Annotated in this window: 10 protein-coding genes; all 10 read left to right on the top strand. The window is 35.6% G+C overall.

What is annotated here, in order from left to right:
* The first annotated feature begins 125 nt into the window (after positions 1 to 125).
* The 10 genes from ACHRVL_RS11395 to ACHRVL_RS11350 all read left to right on the top strand — a co-directional run bounded on the left by ACHRVL_RS11395 (position 126) and on the right by ACHRVL_RS11350 (position 20,298).
* Positions 126 to 1,991 carry a six-hairpin glycosidase gene (locus tag ACHRVL_RS11395; RefSeq protein ID WP_395412818.1) on the top strand — a complete coding sequence of 622 codons (1,866 nt, stop codon included), beginning with the start codon at positions 126 to 128 and terminating at the stop codon, positions 1,989 to 1,991.
* A gap of 323 nt (positions 1,992 to 2,314) precedes the next feature.
* Complete coding sequence (locus tag ACHRVL_RS11390) at positions 2,315 to 5,095, top strand: glycoside hydrolase family 78 protein (protein ID WP_395412816.1); 2,781 nt, start codon at positions 2,315 to 2,317, stop codon at positions 5,093 to 5,095.
* A gap of 148 nt (positions 5,096 to 5,243) precedes the next feature.
* Positions 5,244 to 6,662: an acetylxylan esterase gene (locus tag ACHRVL_RS11385; RefSeq protein WP_395412814.1), complete on the top strand. Its 1,419-nt coding sequence runs from the start codon at positions 5,244 to 5,246 to the stop codon at positions 6,660 to 6,662.
* A gap of 235 nt (positions 6,663 to 6,897) precedes the next feature.
* Complete coding sequence (locus ACHRVL_RS11380; RefSeq protein WP_395412812.1) at positions 6,898 to 9,348, top strand: glycosyl hydrolase family 95 catalytic domain-containing protein; 2,451 nt, start codon at positions 6,898 to 6,900, stop codon at positions 9,346 to 9,348.
* Positions 9,349 to 9,427: 79 nt separating this feature from the next.
* Positions 9,428 to 10,996, top strand: coding sequence for an MGH1-like glycoside hydrolase domain-containing protein (locus tag ACHRVL_RS11375; RefSeq protein ID WP_395412811.1), 1,569 nt, complete (start codon positions 9,428 to 9,430; stop codon positions 10,994 to 10,996).
* A 72-nt stretch (positions 10,997 to 11,068) separates the two neighbouring features.
* A complete protein-coding gene (locus ACHRVL_RS11370; protein WP_395412809.1) occupies positions 11,069 to 12,157 on the top strand; it encodes a HEAT repeat domain-containing protein in 1,089 nt (362 codons plus the stop codon).
* A gap of 203 nt (positions 12,158 to 12,360) precedes the next feature.
* Positions 12,361 to 15,111 carry a glycoside hydrolase family 78 protein gene (locus ACHRVL_RS11365; protein ID WP_395412808.1) on the top strand — a complete coding sequence of 917 codons (2,751 nt, stop codon included), beginning with the start codon at positions 12,361 to 12,363 and terminating at the stop codon, positions 15,109 to 15,111.
* A 143-nt stretch (positions 15,112 to 15,254) separates the two neighbouring features.
* A complete protein-coding gene (locus tag ACHRVL_RS11360; RefSeq protein ID WP_395412806.1) occupies positions 15,255 to 16,400 on the top strand; it encodes an exo-alpha-sialidase in 1,146 nt (381 codons plus the stop codon).
* 95 nt (positions 16,401 to 16,495) lie between these two features.
* Complete coding sequence (locus ACHRVL_RS11355) at positions 16,496 to 17,380, top strand: sugar phosphate isomerase/epimerase family protein (RefSeq protein ID WP_395412804.1); 885 nt, start codon at positions 16,496 to 16,498, stop codon at positions 17,378 to 17,380.
* Between the two features lie 188 nt (positions 17,381 to 17,568).
* Positions 17,569 to 20,298, top strand: coding sequence for a glycoside hydrolase family 20 zincin-like fold domain-containing protein (locus ACHRVL_RS11350; RefSeq protein WP_395412803.1), 2,730 nt, complete (start codon positions 17,569 to 17,571; stop codon positions 20,296 to 20,298).
* Positions 20,299 to 20,481: the final 183 nt, after the last annotated feature.

The raw sequence follows: 20,481 nt of genomic DNA, 5'->3' as shown, positions 1-20,481 counted from the left end.
AATTTCACGCAGATTTAAAATGATCTAGGCAGATTTAACAGATTTTTATTTTAAATAATAACAGAAAAGAATCTGCGTTGATCAGCTAAAATCTGCTAAATCTGCGTGAAACAAAAAAATATAAAATGATTAATTTCCAAAAAATAAAAACCAACATCATAACCACAGCCACAATTGCATTGGTCTGTACCGCTGTAAATGCACAAAACGATACTGTGCGTTATGTAGGCAAAACACTTTCCAACATCGATTATCATCACGGACAGTTAAGTCCAGCGGTTGGCGTTCACGCCACACAGATCATGCGTGCAAGCCGTGAACATCCCGAAAAAGCGGATGGTTTTGGCTGGACATACAACCACCAGCCGATGATGGCGTATTGGAACAATACCTTTTATTTACATTATTTAAGCGATCCTTCGGGCGAACATATTCCGCCAAGCCAGACTTTTATTATGAATTCTAAAGATGGCGTAACGTGGACAAAACCAGAAGTTATTTTTCCAATTTATAGAATTCCTGACGGATGGAAAAAAGAAGGTGTTGAAGGCGTTGCCAAAAATCTGGATGCGATTATGCACCAAAGAATGGGCTTTTATACCTCAAAAGACAACCGCCTTTTTGCTTTAGCGTATTACGGAATTGCAATGGATGAAAAAGACGATCCAAATGACGGAAAAGGAATTGGGCGTGTCATTCGTGAAATCAAGAAAGACGGAAGTTTTGGCGAAATCTATTTCATCAGATACAACAAAACTTGGGACAAATCGAAATCGAAATTTCCATTTTATACTACATCAAAAGACAAAGGTTTGAAAAAAGCCTGCGAAGAAATTTTATCAGAACCATTGGTTTTACAGCAATGGGTGGAAGAAGCCGATAGTGACGATGTATTAATTCCGTTACAGAAACCATACAAAGCGTTTAGTTATTACCATTTGCCAAACGGAAATGTAGTGGGTTTATGGAAACATGCTTTAACATCAATTAGCAAAGACGGAGGAAAATCTTGGGATTATATGCCATTGCGTGCGCCAGGATTTGTAAACAGCAATGCTAAAATCTGGGGACAAAAAACATCAGACAATCGTTATGCAACGCTTTACAATCCGTCTGAATATCGTTGGCCATTGGCGATTTCAACAAGCGATGACGGTTTAAATTATAAAGATTTATTGTTGGTTCACGGAGAAGTAAGTCCGATGCGTTACGGTGGAAACTACAAATCTGCAGGTCCTCAATACGTTCGCGGAATCACAGAAAAGAATGGAACTCCGCCAGACGGAAAAATCTGGGTAGGTTATAGTATGAACAAAGAGGATATTTGGGTAGCTTCGATTCCCGTTCCTGTTACTTCGGTGGTTACCGAAAATGTAAATGATGTTTTTAATAATCTTCCTGACGGACAAGAATTGAAATTATGGAATACGTACGATCTTTCATGGGCATCAACCAAAATTGAACAGAAAGCCGATGGCAGAAAATGGCTGACGTTAAGAGATCAGGATTATTTTGATTATTCCCGTGCAGAAAGAGTAATTCCTTTCGCATCAAAAATGGAAGCTGTTTTCACAGTAAAACCAGAACAAAATAATCATGGTTTATTGCAAATTGAATTTCAAAACAAACAAGGTTTACCATCGGTAAGATTAATTTTTGATTCGGATGGAGAATTAAAGGTGAAAAATGGTGCTCGTTTGAGTTCGGTTACAAAATACGAAGCAAACAAAGCATATACAATCGCAATTAAATTAGATGCTAAAAACCGTCAGTACACTATAAAAGTAAACGATGGAAAAGAATCAACAAAGATATTTTATGCGCCAACAGACGGTTTCGAGCGAATTATGTTCCGCACAGGAGAACAGAGACATTCGCCAGATCCTGACACAGTGCCAGACACAGATGATTACGATGACCTGCCTCAAACTGGAAAATTAATCCCAGAAGCAGTATTTAATATCGAATCGTTGATTACTAAGAAATTGTAAAAATATATTGCCACTAATTACACGAATTATTTTATGAACAATGCGTAGTTATTTGCCACAGATTAAAATGATTAACACAGATTATAATCCAATTAATCCTTTAATCTGTGGCAGAAAAATTAGAAAAATTAAGCGCAATGAATAATTAGAGAAAATTCGTGAATTCTCGGCAAAAAAAAAATAGAACGCGGATTAAACAAATTCGCTGTCGCGAAAACGCAGATTTGCGCGGATTTTATATTTTTAAACAGAAAAAATCAGTTTTATCCGCGTCTTTACGAAGTAAATCCGTTTCATCAGCGTTCAAATTTTAAAAATTAGAAATGAAGAATTTCAAAAACATATTATTAGTTGTTACTTTCTTAATCACGTTCATTTCAAATGGACAAATTTTGCCTGTACGTTTAACAACCGAAATGGCCGAAAATCCACTAGCAGTTATTCAGAATCAGCCGAAATTGAGCTGGCAATTGGTTTCAAAAGAATCCGATGCTTCACAAATTGCTTATTTGATTTTGGTTGCTTCTTCGGAAGAAAAACTAAACAATGACGATGGCGATATTTGGAATTCCGGAAGAGTAAATAGAGATACAAACTTGCATATTGTTTATGGAGGAAAATCATTAAAAAGCGAAACCAAATATTTCTGGAAAGTTAAAGTCTGGAATCAGTCAGGGAAAGTTTCAAAATGGAGCAAAACGGCTTCATTCAGAACTGCTCCATTAGAATCAGATCTAAATCCAGTTTGGATTGGTGCGATCACAAAAGCCGACAGCCATTTACCAGAAGGAAGAAATTATCACACAGCCACTTTCAACAGAGAAAAAAAGAATTCGTTTATCAATGCTTCCGATTCTTTGGCGAGAAGAAGTATTATGCTTCGTAAACCTTTCGAAATAAAAAAAGAAATCAAAGACGCGATTGTTTACATTTCAGGTTTAGGACATTACGAATTGACTGTCAATGGTAAAAAAGTGGGAAACAGTCAATTTGCACCTCTGTGGACAGATTATGATAAAACGGTTAATTACAATGTTTACGAATTAAGCGCCAAAGAATTTCAAAAAGGAGATAATATAATTGGTGTTTTGTTAGGCAACGGAATGTACAATACATTGGCAGAACGATATACCAAATTCTTTGTGAGTTTTGGTCCGCCGACTTTATTCTTTAAAATGAAAATCAAATATAATGACGGCTCAGAAGAAGTTATAAAGTCCGATGGATCTTGGAAATACAGCAAAAGTCCGATTACGTATAACAGTATTTTTGGAGGAGAAGATTACAATGCCAATCTAGAACAAAAAGGCTGGAATCGTAAAGGTTTCAAAGATAGAGATTGGAAGAAAGTAGTCATTCAAGAAGCGCCAAAAGGAGTTTTAAGACCGCAGACAGCACCGCCAGTTACCATTCAGAAACAATACGAAGTGAAAAACGTAAAAGAGCTGAAACCTAATTTCTATGTTTTTGATATGGGACAAAATCTTTCGGGATTTCCGACAATCAAAGTAAAAGGAAAAAAAGGACAGACGCTTCGTGTTTGGGTCGCCGAAGGTTTAAATGAAGAGGGCACAATAGCGCAAGGAAGATCTGGAAAACCGTATTATTATGATTACACTTTAAAAGGCGATAAAGTTGAAGAATGGACGCCAAAATTTAGTTTTTATGGTTATCAGTATGTTCAGATTGAAAACATTAATTACAAAGAAGATAAAAATAAAGAGCTTCCAACTTTGTTAGAATTGAAATCAAATTTCATTTACAATTCGGCAGGAGAAGCGGGAAGTTTTTCATGTTCGAACGAGATTTTCAACAAAACTCATGAACTGATAAACAACTCCATAAAAAGTAATTTTCAAAGTGTTTTTACCGATTGTCCACAACGTGAAAAGTTAGGATGGCTGGAAGAAATTCAGTTGAATGGTCCAGGTTTAATGTTCAATTATAATCTTCAGACTTTCCTTCCAGCAACGATGCAGAATATTTCTGATTCACAGCGCGATAACGGTTTAATTCCAACCATTGTTCCTGAATATGTAATTTTTGGAGGCGATTTTACTGATTCTCCAGAATGGGGCGTTACAGGCGTAATTCTGCCTTGGATGTATTATGAATATTATGGGGATGCTTCATTATTAGAAAAATATTTTCCTGTAATGAAAAACTATGTGGATTATCTGGGAACAAAAGCAACAAACCATATCGTTTCACACGGATTAGGCGATTGGTACGATTACGGAACGCATCCTGCAGGATATTCTAAAAATAGTCCGATTGCGCTTTCTGCTACTTCTCATTACTATTATGGAGCTTATTTAGTAGCAAAAGCATCAAAATTATTAGGTAAAACGGAAGATTTTGAGAAATACAATGCTTTAGCTTCAGAGATTAAAACAGCTTTCAACAAAGAATTTTTTAACGAAGAAACCAAGCAATACGGAACAAACAGCCAATTTAGCAATGCCGTTCCGATTTTTATGGATATTGTGGAGCCTCAGTATAAAGAAGCTGTAATGCAAAATTTACTAGCAGATATCAAAGAAAAAGGAGATCGTTTAACAACGGGAGATGTTGGAAATCGTTATTTATTCCAGACTTTGGCAAGAAACGGCGAAAACGAAACCATGTACAGAATGCATAATCATTATAATGCGCCGGGTTATGGTTTTCAGATTAAATTTGGCCTGACTACTTTAACCGAACAATGGGATCCGAGAAAAGGAAATTCATGGAATCATTTTATGTTAGGTCAAATTGAAGAATGGTTTTACCAAAGTTTAGCCGGAATTATGTCCGATCCTGAAAAACCAGGATTCAAACATTTCTTTATTCAGCCAGAAGTAGTTGGCGATATGACTTTCGCGAAAGCGGACTATCAATCGGTTTATGGAAAAATTGCTTCTTCTTGGGAAAAGAAAGATGATAAATTTATTTTGACAGTTCAGATTCCGGTGAATACAACTGCGACAGTAAAATTACCAGTCGCTAAAAAATCAGAAATAAAAATGGATGGCAAAAGATTTAGGACAGGTTTTGATGAAAAAGCGCAAAAGCCAGTTTTGGAATTAGGATCTGGAATTTATACAATAGAATGTACATTATAATGGAACGCGGATGACACGGATTCGCTATCGCGAAAACGCTGATTTACACGGATTTTTTCTTTTTTAGAATAATTAAAAATCCGTTTTTATCCGCGTCTTTACGAAGTAAATCCGTTTCATCAGCGTACCAATACACAACAATATCAAAATGAAAAATTTAAAATACATCTTTATAGTTTCCATTTTTGCTTTGACATTTGCGAATGCACAAAGCACTTCTGATACTAATTTTAGAAAACCGGTTTCAGAAACTCTAAAGAAAATAGAAACTGTTTTTAACGTAACCATCATCGATGACAGAGGTTTATTAAAAGGAAAAGAACTAGACTATGCTGATTGGAGAATTGAGCCAGGAAATTTACCGCTTTCGCTGACTAATATTCTAGCGCCGTTTGAATTGATGTATTTCAAACAACCCGATGGAACCTACATCATACGCAAGTATGAAAACCATAAAGTTTCGGTAGATAAAGGAAAAGAACGTTTATTTTACTTAGAAAGCCTTTATTCGACTGAAGAAGAATGGGAGAAACGCAAAGCGGAATTAAAAGCGTGTATGATCACTTCATTTGGTTTGGATAAAGCGCCACCAATGCCAAAATCAAAACCAATTCTAACTCCAAAAAGAATCTACAAAGATTACAGTGTTGAAAATATTGCTTTAGAAATCCTTCCGGGAGTTTATGCGACAGGATCGATTTACAAACCGTATCCGTTCAATAAAAAAGCAGCTGTTATATTAACACCTGATGGGCATTTCGGTGATGGAAGATATAGAAAAGACGAGCAATATCGTTGTGCTATGATGGCTAAAATGGGCGCCATTGTAGTAGGTTACGATTTATTTGCATGGGGAGAATCGTTATTACAGTTTCCAGAAGAAACACACAGAAACAGCATTGCATCGACAGTCCAATTATTGACAGGAATTCGTTTATTGGATTATTTGTCAACCGTAAAAAATGCCGATATGTCTAGAGTTGGTGTTACTGGAGGTTCTGGTGGAGGATCGCACACGATGTTTTTGTCGGCGATTGATGACAGAGTGAAAGTTTCAGCTCCGGTTGTAATGGTTTCGTCTCACTTTTCAGGTGGTTGTCCATGCGAAAGCGGACGCGGAATTCACCTATGTGGAAACGGAACCAACAACGCCGAAATTTCGGCGATGATGGCGCCAAAACCACAATTGATTGTTTCTGATGGAAAAGACTGGACTTTGGCAGTTCCGGAATTAGAATTTCCTTTTATCCAAAGAACATATGAATTGTACGGAAAGAAAGATTTAGTAGAAAATGCTCATTTTGCAAAAGAAGGACACGATTTCGGAGTTTCAAAACGTATGGCTTTGTATCCGTTTATGGCGAAATATTTAAGTTTAGATTTGAATAAAGTGAAGAACGACAAAGGGGAAATCGACGAATCGACTTGTGTGATTGAACCAAAAGAAAAGTTGCTGGTTTTTGGAGATAAAGGTGAAAAACTACCGAAAAATGCTTTAAAAGACATCAACAAATTATATGAAATGTTCGGAGAAAAAAATCTGAAAGTTTACGAGGTTAAAAAATAGATTTATAGCCACGAATTACACTAATTGGCACGAATTGTTTTTTTGCCACAGATTAGATAGATTAAAAAGATTTTTTTATCTGCTGAATCTGCTAAATCTGCGAGAGTAAAAATTTTTCCCGCAGATTTAGCAGATCAAGCAGATTTTAATCAGTGAAAATCCTTTAATCAGTGGCTAAAAATAAAAAAAGAAATTAATGCAATTCGTGTAATTCGTGGCAAGAAAAAAATATACTATGAAGTTAAAAATTAAAATAACGGCAATCTGTCTCGGAATTTTTTCCTTAACAGCAACAGCACAAAACGACCTAAAATTATGGTACGATAAACCAGCATCAATATGGAACGAAGCCTTGCCTTTAGGCAACGGACGTTTGGGGGCAATGGTTTTTGGCGATCCAGCTGTAGAACGTTTGCAGTTGAACGAAGAAACGATTTGGGCAGGTTCTCCAAACAGCAATGCGCATTCTAAATCGATAAAAGCACTTCCAATAGTTCGTCAATTAATTTTTGATGGAAAATTTGATGAAGCACAGGATTTAGCGACACAGGATATTATGTCGCAAACCAATGACGGAATGCCGTATCAGACTTTTGGAAGCGTTTATATTTCATTCAACGGACATCAAAAATATACCGATTATTATCGTGATTTAGATATCAGCAATGCGACTGCAAAAGTTAAATACAAAGTAAATGGTGTTGAATTTACAAGAGAAATTCTAACCGCATTTTCAGATCAGATTATTGTAGTAAAACTTACTGCGAGTCAGCCGGGACAAATTACTTGCAACGTTTTCATGAACAGTCCGATTGATAAAACGGTTGCTTCGACAGAAGGAAACCAGATTATACTTTCGGGAGTTGGAACTAACTTTGAAGGCGTAAAAGGAAAAGTAAAATTTCAGGGAAGATTAACAGCTAAAAACAAAGGCGGGCAAATCGATGCCAGCAACGGCGTTTTAAGTATTAATAAAGCCGATGAAGTAACTTTATATATTTCGATTGCTACGAACTTCAAAAATTATCAGGATATTTCGGGAGATGAAATTGCAAAAAGTAAAGACTATTTAGCGAAAGCCGAAGTAAAAGATTTTGAAACCATAAAGAAAGCCCATATTGATTATTACCAAAAATTCTTCAACAGAGTTGCTTTAAATTTAGGTTCAAATGATTTAGTGAAGAAACCAACAAACGAAAGAATCCGAGATTTCTCTAAACAATTTGACCCGCAATTGGCTTCGTTGTATTTCCAGTTTGGACGTTATCTTTTAATTTCAAGTTCACAGCCTGGTGGACAGCCAGCCAATCTACAAGGAATTTGGAACGATATGGTGACTCCGCCTTGGGACAGTAAATACACGACAAACATCAATGCCGAAATGAACTATTGGCCTGCACAAGTAACGAATCTGCAGGAAATGCATGAACCTTTTGTGCAAATGGCAAAAGAGTTAGCGGTAACGGGTGCTGAAACAGCTAAAACGATGTACAATGCCAGCGGATGGGTTTTACATCACAATACCGATATTTGGCGTGTTACCGCTCCCGTAGATTCGGCTGCTTCAGGAATGTGGCCAACGGGCGGCGCTTGGGTTTGTCAGGATTTATGGGAAAGATATTTGTACACAGGAGATAAAAAATATTTAGCAGAAATTTATCCAATCATGAAAGGTGCTGCTGATTTCTTTTTAGATTTTATGGTTATTGATCCTAATACGAAATATTTAGTGGTTGTGCCGTCAAGTTCGCCTGAAAACACACACGCAGGCGGAACTGGAAAATCGACTATTGCATCGGGAACAACAATGGATAATCAGTTGGTTTTTGATTTGTTTACGCATGTTATGGAAGCCTCGGCATTGGTTTCTCCAGATGCTGATTATGTGAAAAAAGTAAGTGATGCTTTGTCAAAAATGCCTCCAATGAAAGTGGGTAAACACAGTCAGTTACAAGAATGGCAGGACGATTGGGACAATCCGAAAGATAATCACCGACATGTTTCACATTTGTACGGATTGTATCCGAGTAATCAGATTTCGGCAATAAAAACGCCTGAATTATTTGAAGCGGCAAAACAATCTTTGATTTACAGAACAGACGAATCTACAGGTTGGTCGATGGGATGGAAAGTGAATTTATGGGCGAGATTATTAGACGGAAATCATGCTTATAAATTGATTCAGGACCAATTGCATTTAGTAACAGCAGACCAAAGAAAAGGCGGAGGAACATATCCGAATATGTTAGATGCGCATCAGCCTTTTCAAATTGATGGAAACTTTGGATGTACAGCCGGTTTTGCTGAAATGCTAATGCAAAGTCAGGAAGATGCGATTCATTTATTGCCTGCTTTGCCAACGGTTTGGAAAGACGGAAGCATAAAAGGATTAGTTGCCAGAGGTGGATTTGTAATTGATATGACGTGGAAAAATAATAAAGTTTCGGAGTTGAAAATCTATTCGAAAATTGGCGGAAACTGCCGATTGAAAGTAGAGAATACACTAAAAGGCTCTTCAATCAAAAAAGCAAAAGGAAAAAATTCAAATCCGTTGTTTTATGATGTGGAAGTGAAGAAACCTATTATTTCTAATGAAGCAAAATTGCCAAAAGTACAATTGCCAACGTACAATATTTACGATGTGAATATGAAAGCAGGACAGACGTATACTTTTACGGGGAATTAATATATTATAAGTCTAGTTTGTCATTTCTCCTTACGTCGAAATGACAAAACGAATGAAAAGAATAAAATAAAAACAGAATATGTTACAACATTTCAAACATAAAATAATAGCACTTTCAATTGTAATAGCTTGTATAAACAGCGGTTGCAAATCGGGTGCAGTACAATCCCAAAAAGGAAAATCGGTTATTTTAAAAGAAAAAAACTTCAAACATTATGTTGATTATTTCAACACAATGGAAGATGAAAACTTAAAATTTGCAATTCCAAACGACAGTGCGTGGGCGTGGATGGAAAAGAATATTCCGTTGTTTGAATGTCCGCAGCAGAATTTTGAGGAAATATATTATTTCAGATGGTGGAGCGTTCGAAAACATATTAAAAATACACCACAGGGATTTGTAATTACAGAGTTTTTGGTAGACCGTTCGTATGCTGACAAATACAATATGATCAGTTGTGCTTTGGGGCATCATATCAACGAATTTAGATGGGTTCATGATCCTAAATATATTGAGCAGGATGTGAAAATCTGGTATCGAGGAAATGATGGAAAACCGATGAACAAATTGTATAAATTCAGCAGTTGGACAGCCGATGCTTTATACAATCGTTATTTGGTAAATAACGATGAAAAGTTCTTATTGGATTTGTATCCAGACATGGTGACGGATTATGCCGTTTGGGAAAAAGACCGTCAACGAAAAGATGGATTATTTTGGCAGCACGATGTAAAAGATGGAATGGAAGAATCGTTAAGCGGCGGGCGAAAAGTACAAAATGCAAGACCTACGATAAACAGTTATATGTATGGGAACGCTGTAGCGATTTCTAAAATGGCTGTAATGAAAGGCGATAAAGAAGCGGAAACAAAATTCAAGGCTAAAGCAGATGTTCTGAAAAAATTAGTTGAAACCAAATTATGGAATCCAAAAAGTGAGTTCTTTGAAACTTTAACAGAAAAAGATACTTTGGCTCAGGTTAGAGAAGCGATTGGATTTATTCCTTGGTATTTTAATCTTCCAGAAAAAGGGAAAGGTTTTGAAAAAGCTTGGGAACAAATCAAAGATGAGAAGGGATTCTCGGCTCCATTTGGTTTGACAACGGCAGAAAGAAGAAGTCCGAGATTTAGAACGCATGGAACAGGAACCTGCGAATGGGACGGTGCGATTTGGCCATTTGCAAGTTCACAGACTTTAACTGCTTTAGCGAATGTTTTAAATAATTACAATCAGAATTTTGTTGCCAAAACAGATTATTTCAAGCAAATGGATTTGTATGTGCAATCACAATATTACAGAGGGAAACCTTATCTTGGCGAATATTTAGATGAAACAACGGGTTATTGGTTAATGGGCGACAGAGAAAGAAGCCGTTATTATAATCATTCGACTTTCAACGATTTGGTGATTACAGGTTTGGTTGGTTTACGTCCGAGAGCTGATGAAAAGATTGAAGTAAATCCGTTGATTCCACAGGAAAAATGGGATTGGTTTTGTTTGGATAATGTTCTGTATCACGGCAATATTATTACCATTCTTTGGGACAAAACTGGAGAAAAATATAAAAAAGGAAAAGGTTTTAGAATCTTTAAAAACGGAAAAGAAATTGCTTTTTCTGAGAAATTGGAGCGTGTGATTTCAAATTAGTTATAAACCCGACAGGTTTTAAAACCTGTCGGGTTTGATACGCTAATAAGTTGATTTAGTTAAGAATAAAATTTGGAGAAAACAGTATTAAATTATTCAATCAAAGGAGGTGTATTTCATATTGCATGGAATATGGTATTTGTGGTTTTAGGAATTTACTTTTTATCACTCATAAATGTTGAAAAAATTACATTTAAATTTAGCAATTTAGTATTACCAATTGTTGCTGTTTTGTTTATCATCGTTTATGGAAAAAAAGCGGTAATGACGCTCTTTAATTTTCATAAAAAAATAATATTCTCACAAGAAGGATTAGAACTTAATGAGATTTTTTATGAATGGAAAGATATTATATTTCCGAGAGTTATTGTCAAGACAGAACACACGGCAAAGTACAATTTGTCATACAAGGAGTTTTACCTCACTTTTGTTTATAAGCAGAAAACGATCGAAATAAAAATAGATGATTACGATGTATCTGAAAATGAAATTAAGGAACTTATAAAAAAATATACTCCAAAGTTTACACCAAATACTATGAGCGAAAATAAAATAATTTACCAACCCATACATGATTTTGACCAGATCATCACTTTAGAGCAATATTACGATCTTGAACATGAGGATTCAGAAGAAGCGATAAAAGACGTTCAAAAATTAGCTGTTAAAGATATAAATGGAGTAAAACGTTTTTGTGAAAATCAACTTTTTACGCAGTCTGATAAAGTTAGTTTTGTTTATTATTCTTTGAGTGAAGACGAAGATATTGATAAATGGGCGGATTTTCTTTCTGATGAATTTAGCAGAGTTTATCAGATTGCATTAAACCAAAATAAAATTAAAGAACTTTCTCCAGTTTTGACTGAGATTTTGGTTGAGGATATAAGTTCATATAATGCAGATCAGGTTAGAGAAACATTGTTAAAAGGTTTGGAGCATAGAAATTTAGAAACTCGCTTAAGCGCTTTAGAATTTCTTCCTGATTGGATTGATGAACAGGTTTTAAAGAGTAATCCAACTATAGTATCTAAGCTGAGACAAAAGCTGAAAGATCCCGAATGGAAGATACGCTGGGAAACAAGTAAGTTATTAGAACAAAATAAAATAGCTTTCGAGAGTTTAAGTACACTAGATAAATTAAGACGATTTATAAATGCTTAATTTTTTAGGAATAATTAGGTTTAGTTTGTCATTTCGACGTAAGGCGAAATCTCCACGAGAAGATCGACAAAGATTGGATTAAATGTTACGGAGTTACTTGCGAAGATTTCTCCTTACGTCGAAATGACAATACTTTGTCTATAAATAGAAAACAAAAAAGACCTAACAGGTTTTTGAAACCTTTTAGGAGAAAAAATAAAATCATGAAAAAGTTTTTTTTACATCTTACCTTAATCATTTCACTTTTCACAATTTCGGCGAAAGCCCAAAACAAAATCATTGTGAGTGATTTAAAATGCGAAATGCTGACCAATCCAGAAGGAATTGATGTTTTGCAGCCAAGATTAAGCTGGAAAATTAAAGTAAATGTAAATGATGTAAAACAAACTCATTATCAAATTTTAGCTTCTTCATCTTTAGAAAAACTAAATGCAGGAAACGCAGATTTATGGGACAGCGGAAAGGCGCAAAGCGATGAATCTGTAAATGTAATTTATAACGGAAAAAAACTAAAAGACAGACAAGACGTTTATTGGAAAGTAACGGTTTTTACCAATAAAGGCGAAGTTCAATCGAAAGAAACAGCGCATTTCAGCATCGGCATTTTAACGTATGCCGATTGGAAATCAACAAGATGGATTGGGTATGAAAAAACATCACCAGGAGATAGTATTTCGCAGTATTCTCGACTATCAGCGAGATATTTAAGAAAAGAAATTGACTTAAAAAAGAAAGTCAAAAGTGCAAAAGTCTATATCATCGGTATGGGCTTGTACGAGTTATATATTAACGGAAATAAAATTGGCGATCAGGTTTTAGCTCCCGTTCCTACGGATTATACGAAGAATGTAAAATACAATGTTTTTGATGTGACTTCGCAATTGAAAGAAGGTAAAAATGCATTGGGAACGATTTTAGGAAACGGACGTTTTTTCACGATGCGTCAGGATTATAAACCCTATAAAATCAAAACTTTTGGATATCCGAAAATGGCTTTGCAGTTGTTTGTAGAATACACAGATGGGAGTAAAGATGTGATTAGAACTGACGATACTTGGAAAATCACAACTGACGGACCGATTTTATCCAACAACGAATATGATGGCGAAGAATACGATGCTCGTAAAGAAATGAAAGGTTGGAATACCATTAATTTTAATGATAAAAAATGGCTTTCGGCAGAATATGTTCAGGAACCAGGCGGATTCTATGAAGGACAGATGTCGGCGAATATGAAAATTAAACGTGAAGTAAAACCGATTTCGATCAAACAGACTCTAAAAGGAACTTATATCTTAGATATGGGGCAAAATATGGTGGGCTGGTTACAATTGAAAGTAAAAGGAAATACAGGCGAAAAAATCACAATGAAATTTGCTGAATCTTTACAGCCAGATGGTTCATTATATATTGCCAATCTACGTGATGCAAAAACGACTGATATTTATACATTGAAAGGTGAAGGAGAAGAAGTCTGGGAACCTCGTTTTGTTTATCACGGATTTCGATTTGTTGAAATTTCGGGTTTTAAAACAAAACCGACTTTAGAAAATTTCATTGGAAAAGTCGTTTACGATGATATTGCTACAACAGGAACTTTTGATTCTTCGAACCCGATAATGAATCAGATTTTTAAGAATGCATGGTGGGGAATCAGCGGAAATTATAAAGGAATGCCAATTGATTGTCCGCAACGAAACGAGCGTCAGCCTTGGTTGGGAGATAGAACAACGGGAGCTTACGGCGAAAGTTTCTTATTTGATAATCAGACTTTATATGCAAAATGGTTAGATGATATTAAAAATGCTCAAACTATTGACGGCGGAATTCCAGACGTAGCACCTGCATTTTGGCGTTATTATGGAGATAATGTAACTTGGCCGGGAACTTATATTACAGTTGCTGATATGTTGTATCAGCAGTTTGGAGACAAAAAAGTAGTAGAAAAACAATATCCGTCGATGAAAAAATGGATGGATTATATGGAAGAAAACTATTTGGTTGATGATATCATGACCAAAGACAAATACGGCGATTGGTGCGTTCCGCCAGAATCGTTGGAATTAATTCGTTCTAAAGATCCTTCTCGTTTAACCGATGGCGAATTGATTTCGAGTGCGTTTTTTTATCAGCTTTTAAACATCATGAAGAAATTTGCTGTAATCGCAAATGCCGAAAATGATATTAAACATTATGACGAATTAGCTTCAAGAATCAAAAAAGCTTTTAACGCTAAATACTTTAATACATCAAAAAACAATTATGCCAATAATACTGTAACGGCTAATTTATTGCCTTTAACATTCGGAATGGTTCCAGAAGGATTACAGCAAAAAGTTTTTGAAAATTTAGTTCATGAAGTGGAAGTGACCAAAAACAGCCATGTTAGCACAGGTGTTATAGGAACACAGTTTTTAATGCGAACGTTAACCAATTTTGGTCGTGGCGATTTGGCTTTCAAATTAGCATCAAACAAAACGTATCCAAGCTGGGGTTATATGGTCGAAAATGGCGCAACAACCATTTGGGAACTTTGGAACGGAAACACTGCCGATCCTGCTATGAATTCACAAAATCACGTGATGCTTTTAGGCGATTTACTGATTTGGTATTACGAAAATATGGCAGGAATCAAAAGCAATCCTGAAACCCCAGGTTTCAAACAAATTATCATGAAACCTGATTTTAATGCCGGATTGACTTATGTAAATGCTTCTTACGAATCGGTTTACGGAACGATAAAAAGTGACTGGAAAAAAGATAAAAAAGCTTTGGTTTGGAATATTACTATTCCTGCAAATACTTCTGCAGTTGTATATCTTCCAACAGACGACGTCTCTGCTATTTCGATCAATAAACAAAGGTTAGATAAAACTTCTTATATTCATTCAATAGAGAAAAATCAATTATTAGTTACACTTTCGTCAGGAAATTTTGCTATAAACGTTAAATAATTTACATTTTTAGTAATTCGGGACAGTACAGGATAGATTGTTAATTTTTTAGTGTTATTTTTACACTTAATAAATATTTTAACCTAAAAAAATGTTAGGTATGTATTTATAATCGAAAATTTTAATTCATAATAAAATTGAGAATGAAAATAACAAAATTAGCATTTGTCTTGTTTGGACTTTTCCTTTTAGGAAGTTGTAAGTCGGCTTTAGAGAAAAAGACTTGGAAAGAAGGAATTTTAGTAGATGAATTTATTTACGATAAAGCGCCTTATCCTTCTTGCCATGCGGTTACAATTGTTGAAGCAACAAATGGCGATTTAGTTTCATCTTGGTTTGGAGGCACACATGAAAGAAACCCTGATGTTTGCATTTATGTAAGTATTAAACCAAAAGGAAGTGATAAATGGGGTGAAGGCGTAAAAGTTGCCGATGGCGTGATGAAAGAAGGCCCAAGATTACCAACTTGGAATCCTGTATTGTATCAAATTCCGGGTGGCGATTTAATGTTATTCTACAAAATAGGACCAAAGCCGTCAGAATGGTGGGGCGTAATCAGAACTTCATCTGATGGCGGGAAAACATGGTCTGAGGCAAAAAAAATGCCAGATGGTTTCTTAGGACCAATCAAAAACAAACCAGTTTTATTAAGCAACGGCACTTTATTATGTCCATCAAGTATTGAAGGTGACGGTTGGAGACTTCGTATGGAATCTACGCCAGATTTCGGAAAAACTTGGGTAATGGGCGATACGCTTTCGAGAGGAAAACAAAAAATCAATGCCATTCAGCCAAGTATTTTATTTCACAAAGATGGAAGTATTCAAGCAATTGGAAGAACCAGAAATAGAGCTATTTTCAGTACATTCTCAAAAGATAACGGAAAAACTTGGTCGGATGTAGAATTAATCGGACTTCCAAATAACAACTCAGGAACAGATGCCGTAACTCTTAAAGATGGCAGACATTTATTAGTTTATAATCATGTCTTACCTCCGGGAAAAGAAGCAAAAGGTCCTAGAACACCTTTAAACGTTTCGGTTTCTAAAGATGGAATCAATTGGAATGCTGCATTGGTTTTAGAAGATTCAAAAATCAGCCAATATTCTTATCCTTCAATGATTCAGAGTTCTGATGGAATGGTTCATATCGTTTATACTTGGAGAAGAGAAAAACTAAAATATGTAAAAGTTGATCCGAGTAAACTGGTGGCGCTTCCAATCAAAAACGGAATCTGGCCTGGCGACGAAGGAAAAGTGGTAACTGCAGTAAAAGCGGAAGAAGAGTAAAGATAAGTTCGCCACGAATTTCCACAATTTTTACAAATTTTTTTAAATATTAATTAATGAAAATTGGTGCAACTCGCGGCAAAAAAATATAAAGCATGAAATCAAAAAAACATTTATTTATTGCAATGCTTGTTTTTATGTCAATGACATTCAACAGTTGTGCAACGGCTCAGATTTCTGACAAAAAGCAAAAATATAAAGTGGCAGTTTGCGACTGGATGATTTTAAAAAGACAAAAATTAGGCGCTTTTGGTTTAGCTTCTGAAATAAAAGCAGACGGTATTGAACTCGATATGGGAGGTTTAGGAAACCGTCCCACTTTTGACAGCAAACTAGGCGATCCTGTTGAAAGAAAAAAGTTCTTAGATAAATCAAAAGAAACTGGAGTTGGAATCAGTTCTATTGCGATGTCTGGATTTTATGCGCAGTCATTTGCTGCAAGAGAAATCACGCCAATGATTACGGATTGTATTCAGACGATGAAAAACATGAAAGTTAAAGTGGCTTATTTGCCGTTAGGAACTCAAACCGATTTGGTTAAAAATCCAGAGTTACGTCCAGAAGTGATTAAAAGATTGCAATGGGCAGGAAAAGAAGTTGGTAAAATTGGTGGTGTAATTGCGATTGAAACTTCTTTGAGTGCAACAGAAGAGAAAAAACTTTTAGACGAAGTAGGTTCAAAATACATTAAAAGCTCTTTCAATTTTGCTAATGCTTTAGATAATAAAAGAGATATTTCTTCTGAATTAAAAATTTTAGGAAAAAAATATTTAGCTCAAATTCATGCTTCAAACACCGATCAGTTTTGGTTAGAAAATGACAAAGCGATCGACATGTCAAAAATCAAACAAACTTTGGACGAAATGAAATGGAGCGGATGGCTTATCGTAGAACGTTCTCGAGACGTGACACAAGTACATAATGTAAAAGCTAATTACGGAGCAAACGTGGCTTATTTAAAACGCATTTTCCAAAATTAATATTATAGCCACTCCCGATAGCTATCGGGATAAAAGGATTAATAGGATTTTTAATCTGTGAAAATCTTTTTAATCTGTGGCAAAAAAATCAAAAGAAAATCTGCTTAAATCTGCCTAATCTGCGTGCAAAAAATTTCACGCAGATTTAACAGATTATTTTTAGAATGAATACCCAAAAACAGCATACTATGAAATATTTACAATTACTTTTTTTATGTTTTTATGTCTCTTTCGCGACAGCACAGAACATCACTGTTGTTAGTGATCCGAGTTCACCAAGAGCAAAATTTGGAGCAGAGAAATTATTTGAAACACTTTCAGCAAAAGGATTCAGTGTAACTTCTTCTGATAAATTCAAAAAATCAAAAGATAAAATAATTGTAATTGGAGAAAAAGGAACCGATTTCTGGAAGAAAAATGCTAAAAGTGCTAAAATCGACGATAACAAATTAAACAAGAAAGAAGGTTTTCAGATTCGCACTCAAAACAATGTAATTTATATTGAAGGAACAGATGCTTCTGGAGCTTTGTATGGTGCTTTGGAATTAACAGATAAAATTAAAAGTTCAGGTCAGCTTCCTTCAGAAATTAATGTTGAAGACAGTCCAGAAATGGTTTTGCGTGGAGCCTGCATCGGAATGCAGAAACCCGTTTACCTACCGGGACGTGATGTTTACGAATATCCATATACGCCAGAAACTTTTCCGTGGTTTTATGATAAAGCTTTATGGGTAAAATATCTTGATATGCTGGTAGAAAACCGTATGAATTCTTTGTATTTATGGAACGGACACCCTTTTGCATCTTTAGTAAAATTAAAGGAGTATCCGTTTGCAGTTGAAGTAAGCGATGAGGATTTCAAAAAGAATGAAGAAATTTATAAATTCCTTACGGTTGAAGCCAACAAGCGTGGAATCTGGGTCATTCAGATGTTTTATAATATTATTGTTTCTAAACCTTTTGCAGAGCATTACAACATTAAAACGCAGGATCGTTCACGTCCAATTACGCCTTTATTGTCAGATTATACGAGAAAATCTATTGCAGCTTTTATTGAAAAATATCCAAATGTTGGACTGCTAGTATGTTTAGGAGAAGCAATCAACACGATTGATGATGATGTAGAATGGTTTACCAAAACGATTATTCCTGGTGTTCAGGACGGATTAAAAGCGTTGGGAAGAACAGACGAACCGCCGATTATTCTTCGTTCTCACGATACAGACGGACCTTTGGTAATGGAAAAATCACTTCCGTTATACAAAAACCTTTATACAGAAAGTAAATATACCGGAGAATCTTTAACGACTTATACACCGGGCGGACCTTGGGGAGAAACACACAAACAATTAAGTTCTCTAAAATCAATTCATATTGAAAACGTACATATTCTAGCAAACTTAGAACCTTTTAGATACGGTTCACCAGATTTTATTCAGAAAACGGTAAAAGCGATGCATAGTGTTCATGGAGCAAATGCACTGCACTTATATCCGCAGGCTTCTTATTGGGATTGGCCCTATTCGGCAGATAAAACAAAATCGGGAGAACGTTTATTAGAAATGGATCGTGACTGGATTTGGTACAAAGCTTGGGCAAGATATGCTTGGGACAGTAAAAGAGACCGTAATGAAGAAGTTAAATATTGGGATAAAGATTTAGCGGCAAAATTCGGAACTTCTCAAGAAGCGGCAAATAATATCCTTAAAGCATATGAAGAAACAGGAGAAATCGCTCCAAAAACATTAAGACGTTTCGGAATTACAGAAGGAAACCGTCAAACTTTATTGTTAGGAATGTTCGAAAGTCAATTGGTAAACCCGTCAAAATGGAGAGTATATCCAGGATTCCACGAATCTTGCGGACCAGCGGGCGAATTGCTTTTAGAATATGCTAAAAAAGAATGGAATAAAGAACCACATTCTGGCGAACTTCCAACGCAGATTATTGCCGAAATTACAGAACACGGAAGATTGGCAGTTGAAGCCATTGATAAAGCCGAAGCAAGTGTAACCAAAGACAAAGAAGAATTTGCACGTCTTAAAAATGATATGCATGCTTATAAGGCTTTTGCTGATTTCTTCTCAGAGAAAGTAAAAGCAGCTTTATTGGTTTTAAGATACAGTTACTCAAACGATATTAGTGATTTAGACAAAGCAATGCCTCATTTAGAGAAAAGTATTGAGTACTACGAATTATTGGTAAACTTAACGAAGGATACGTACTATTATGCAAACAGTATGCAGACTGCTCAACGTAGAATTCCAATTGGAGGAGACGACGGAAACAACAAAACTTGGGCAGAACTATTACCACATTACGAGCGTGAATTAGCCAATTTTAAAAGAAATCTAGAAAAACTAAAAGCCTCAAAAGATGGTAAAATTGAAACCAAAGAAGGAAAACCATGGAAAACGGCAGAAGTAAGTTTTATTGATGAAAAACCGGGAACTTATTTAGTGAAAAAAGGAACAAAAGTGTACGGAACAGACATTTCTGAGTTAACCAAAGTTGCTCCGGAACTTCAAAACCTAAGAGGATATTCGTTTGTAGAAAACGACCAAAACGAAAAAGGAACACATTTGAAGTTTAGAAACACAAAAGCGGTTAAATTAGTGGTTGGTTATTTCAATTCAGATCAAAAGAGATTTTTATTACCGCCAAGTTTAGAAACCGATGCAGCTGGAAATGCGCACGGTCAAGCCGAAGTGATTCTGGCAAGTGCGATGAATTTAAAAGAATTACCTCGTGTAAACATTCATACATACACCTTTCAACCGGGTGAGAATAAATTAGATTTAGGAAAAGGAAAAGTATTGATTTTAGGTTTCATCGACGCAGATCAAACCATAACTCCACGTGATGTTGGATATATCGATGCAGGAGAAAAAGCGGCGATCGACTGGTTGTTTTATTAAGAATAGTGATAAAGTTAAACTTGACGGGTTTTTAAACCCCGTCAGGTTTGCTCGCAAAATATAAACACAATATTGTCATCCCGAGGAACGAGGGATCTCCGAAAGAAACTCTACATAGTTTGTTATTTCGACGTAAGGAGAAATCACACACGGAACTCGACAAAGATTGGCGAATTTCTGTAC

Origin of the sequence: Flavobacterium sp. FlaQc-28 (genome assembly GCF_044007415.1) — a bacterium.
Lineage (GTDB): Bacteria > Bacteroidota > Bacteroidia > Flavobacteriales > Flavobacteriaceae > Flavobacterium.
The sequence above is the reverse complement of the archived record's forward strand: the minus strand, read 5'-3'. Positions and strand labels throughout refer to the sequence as shown.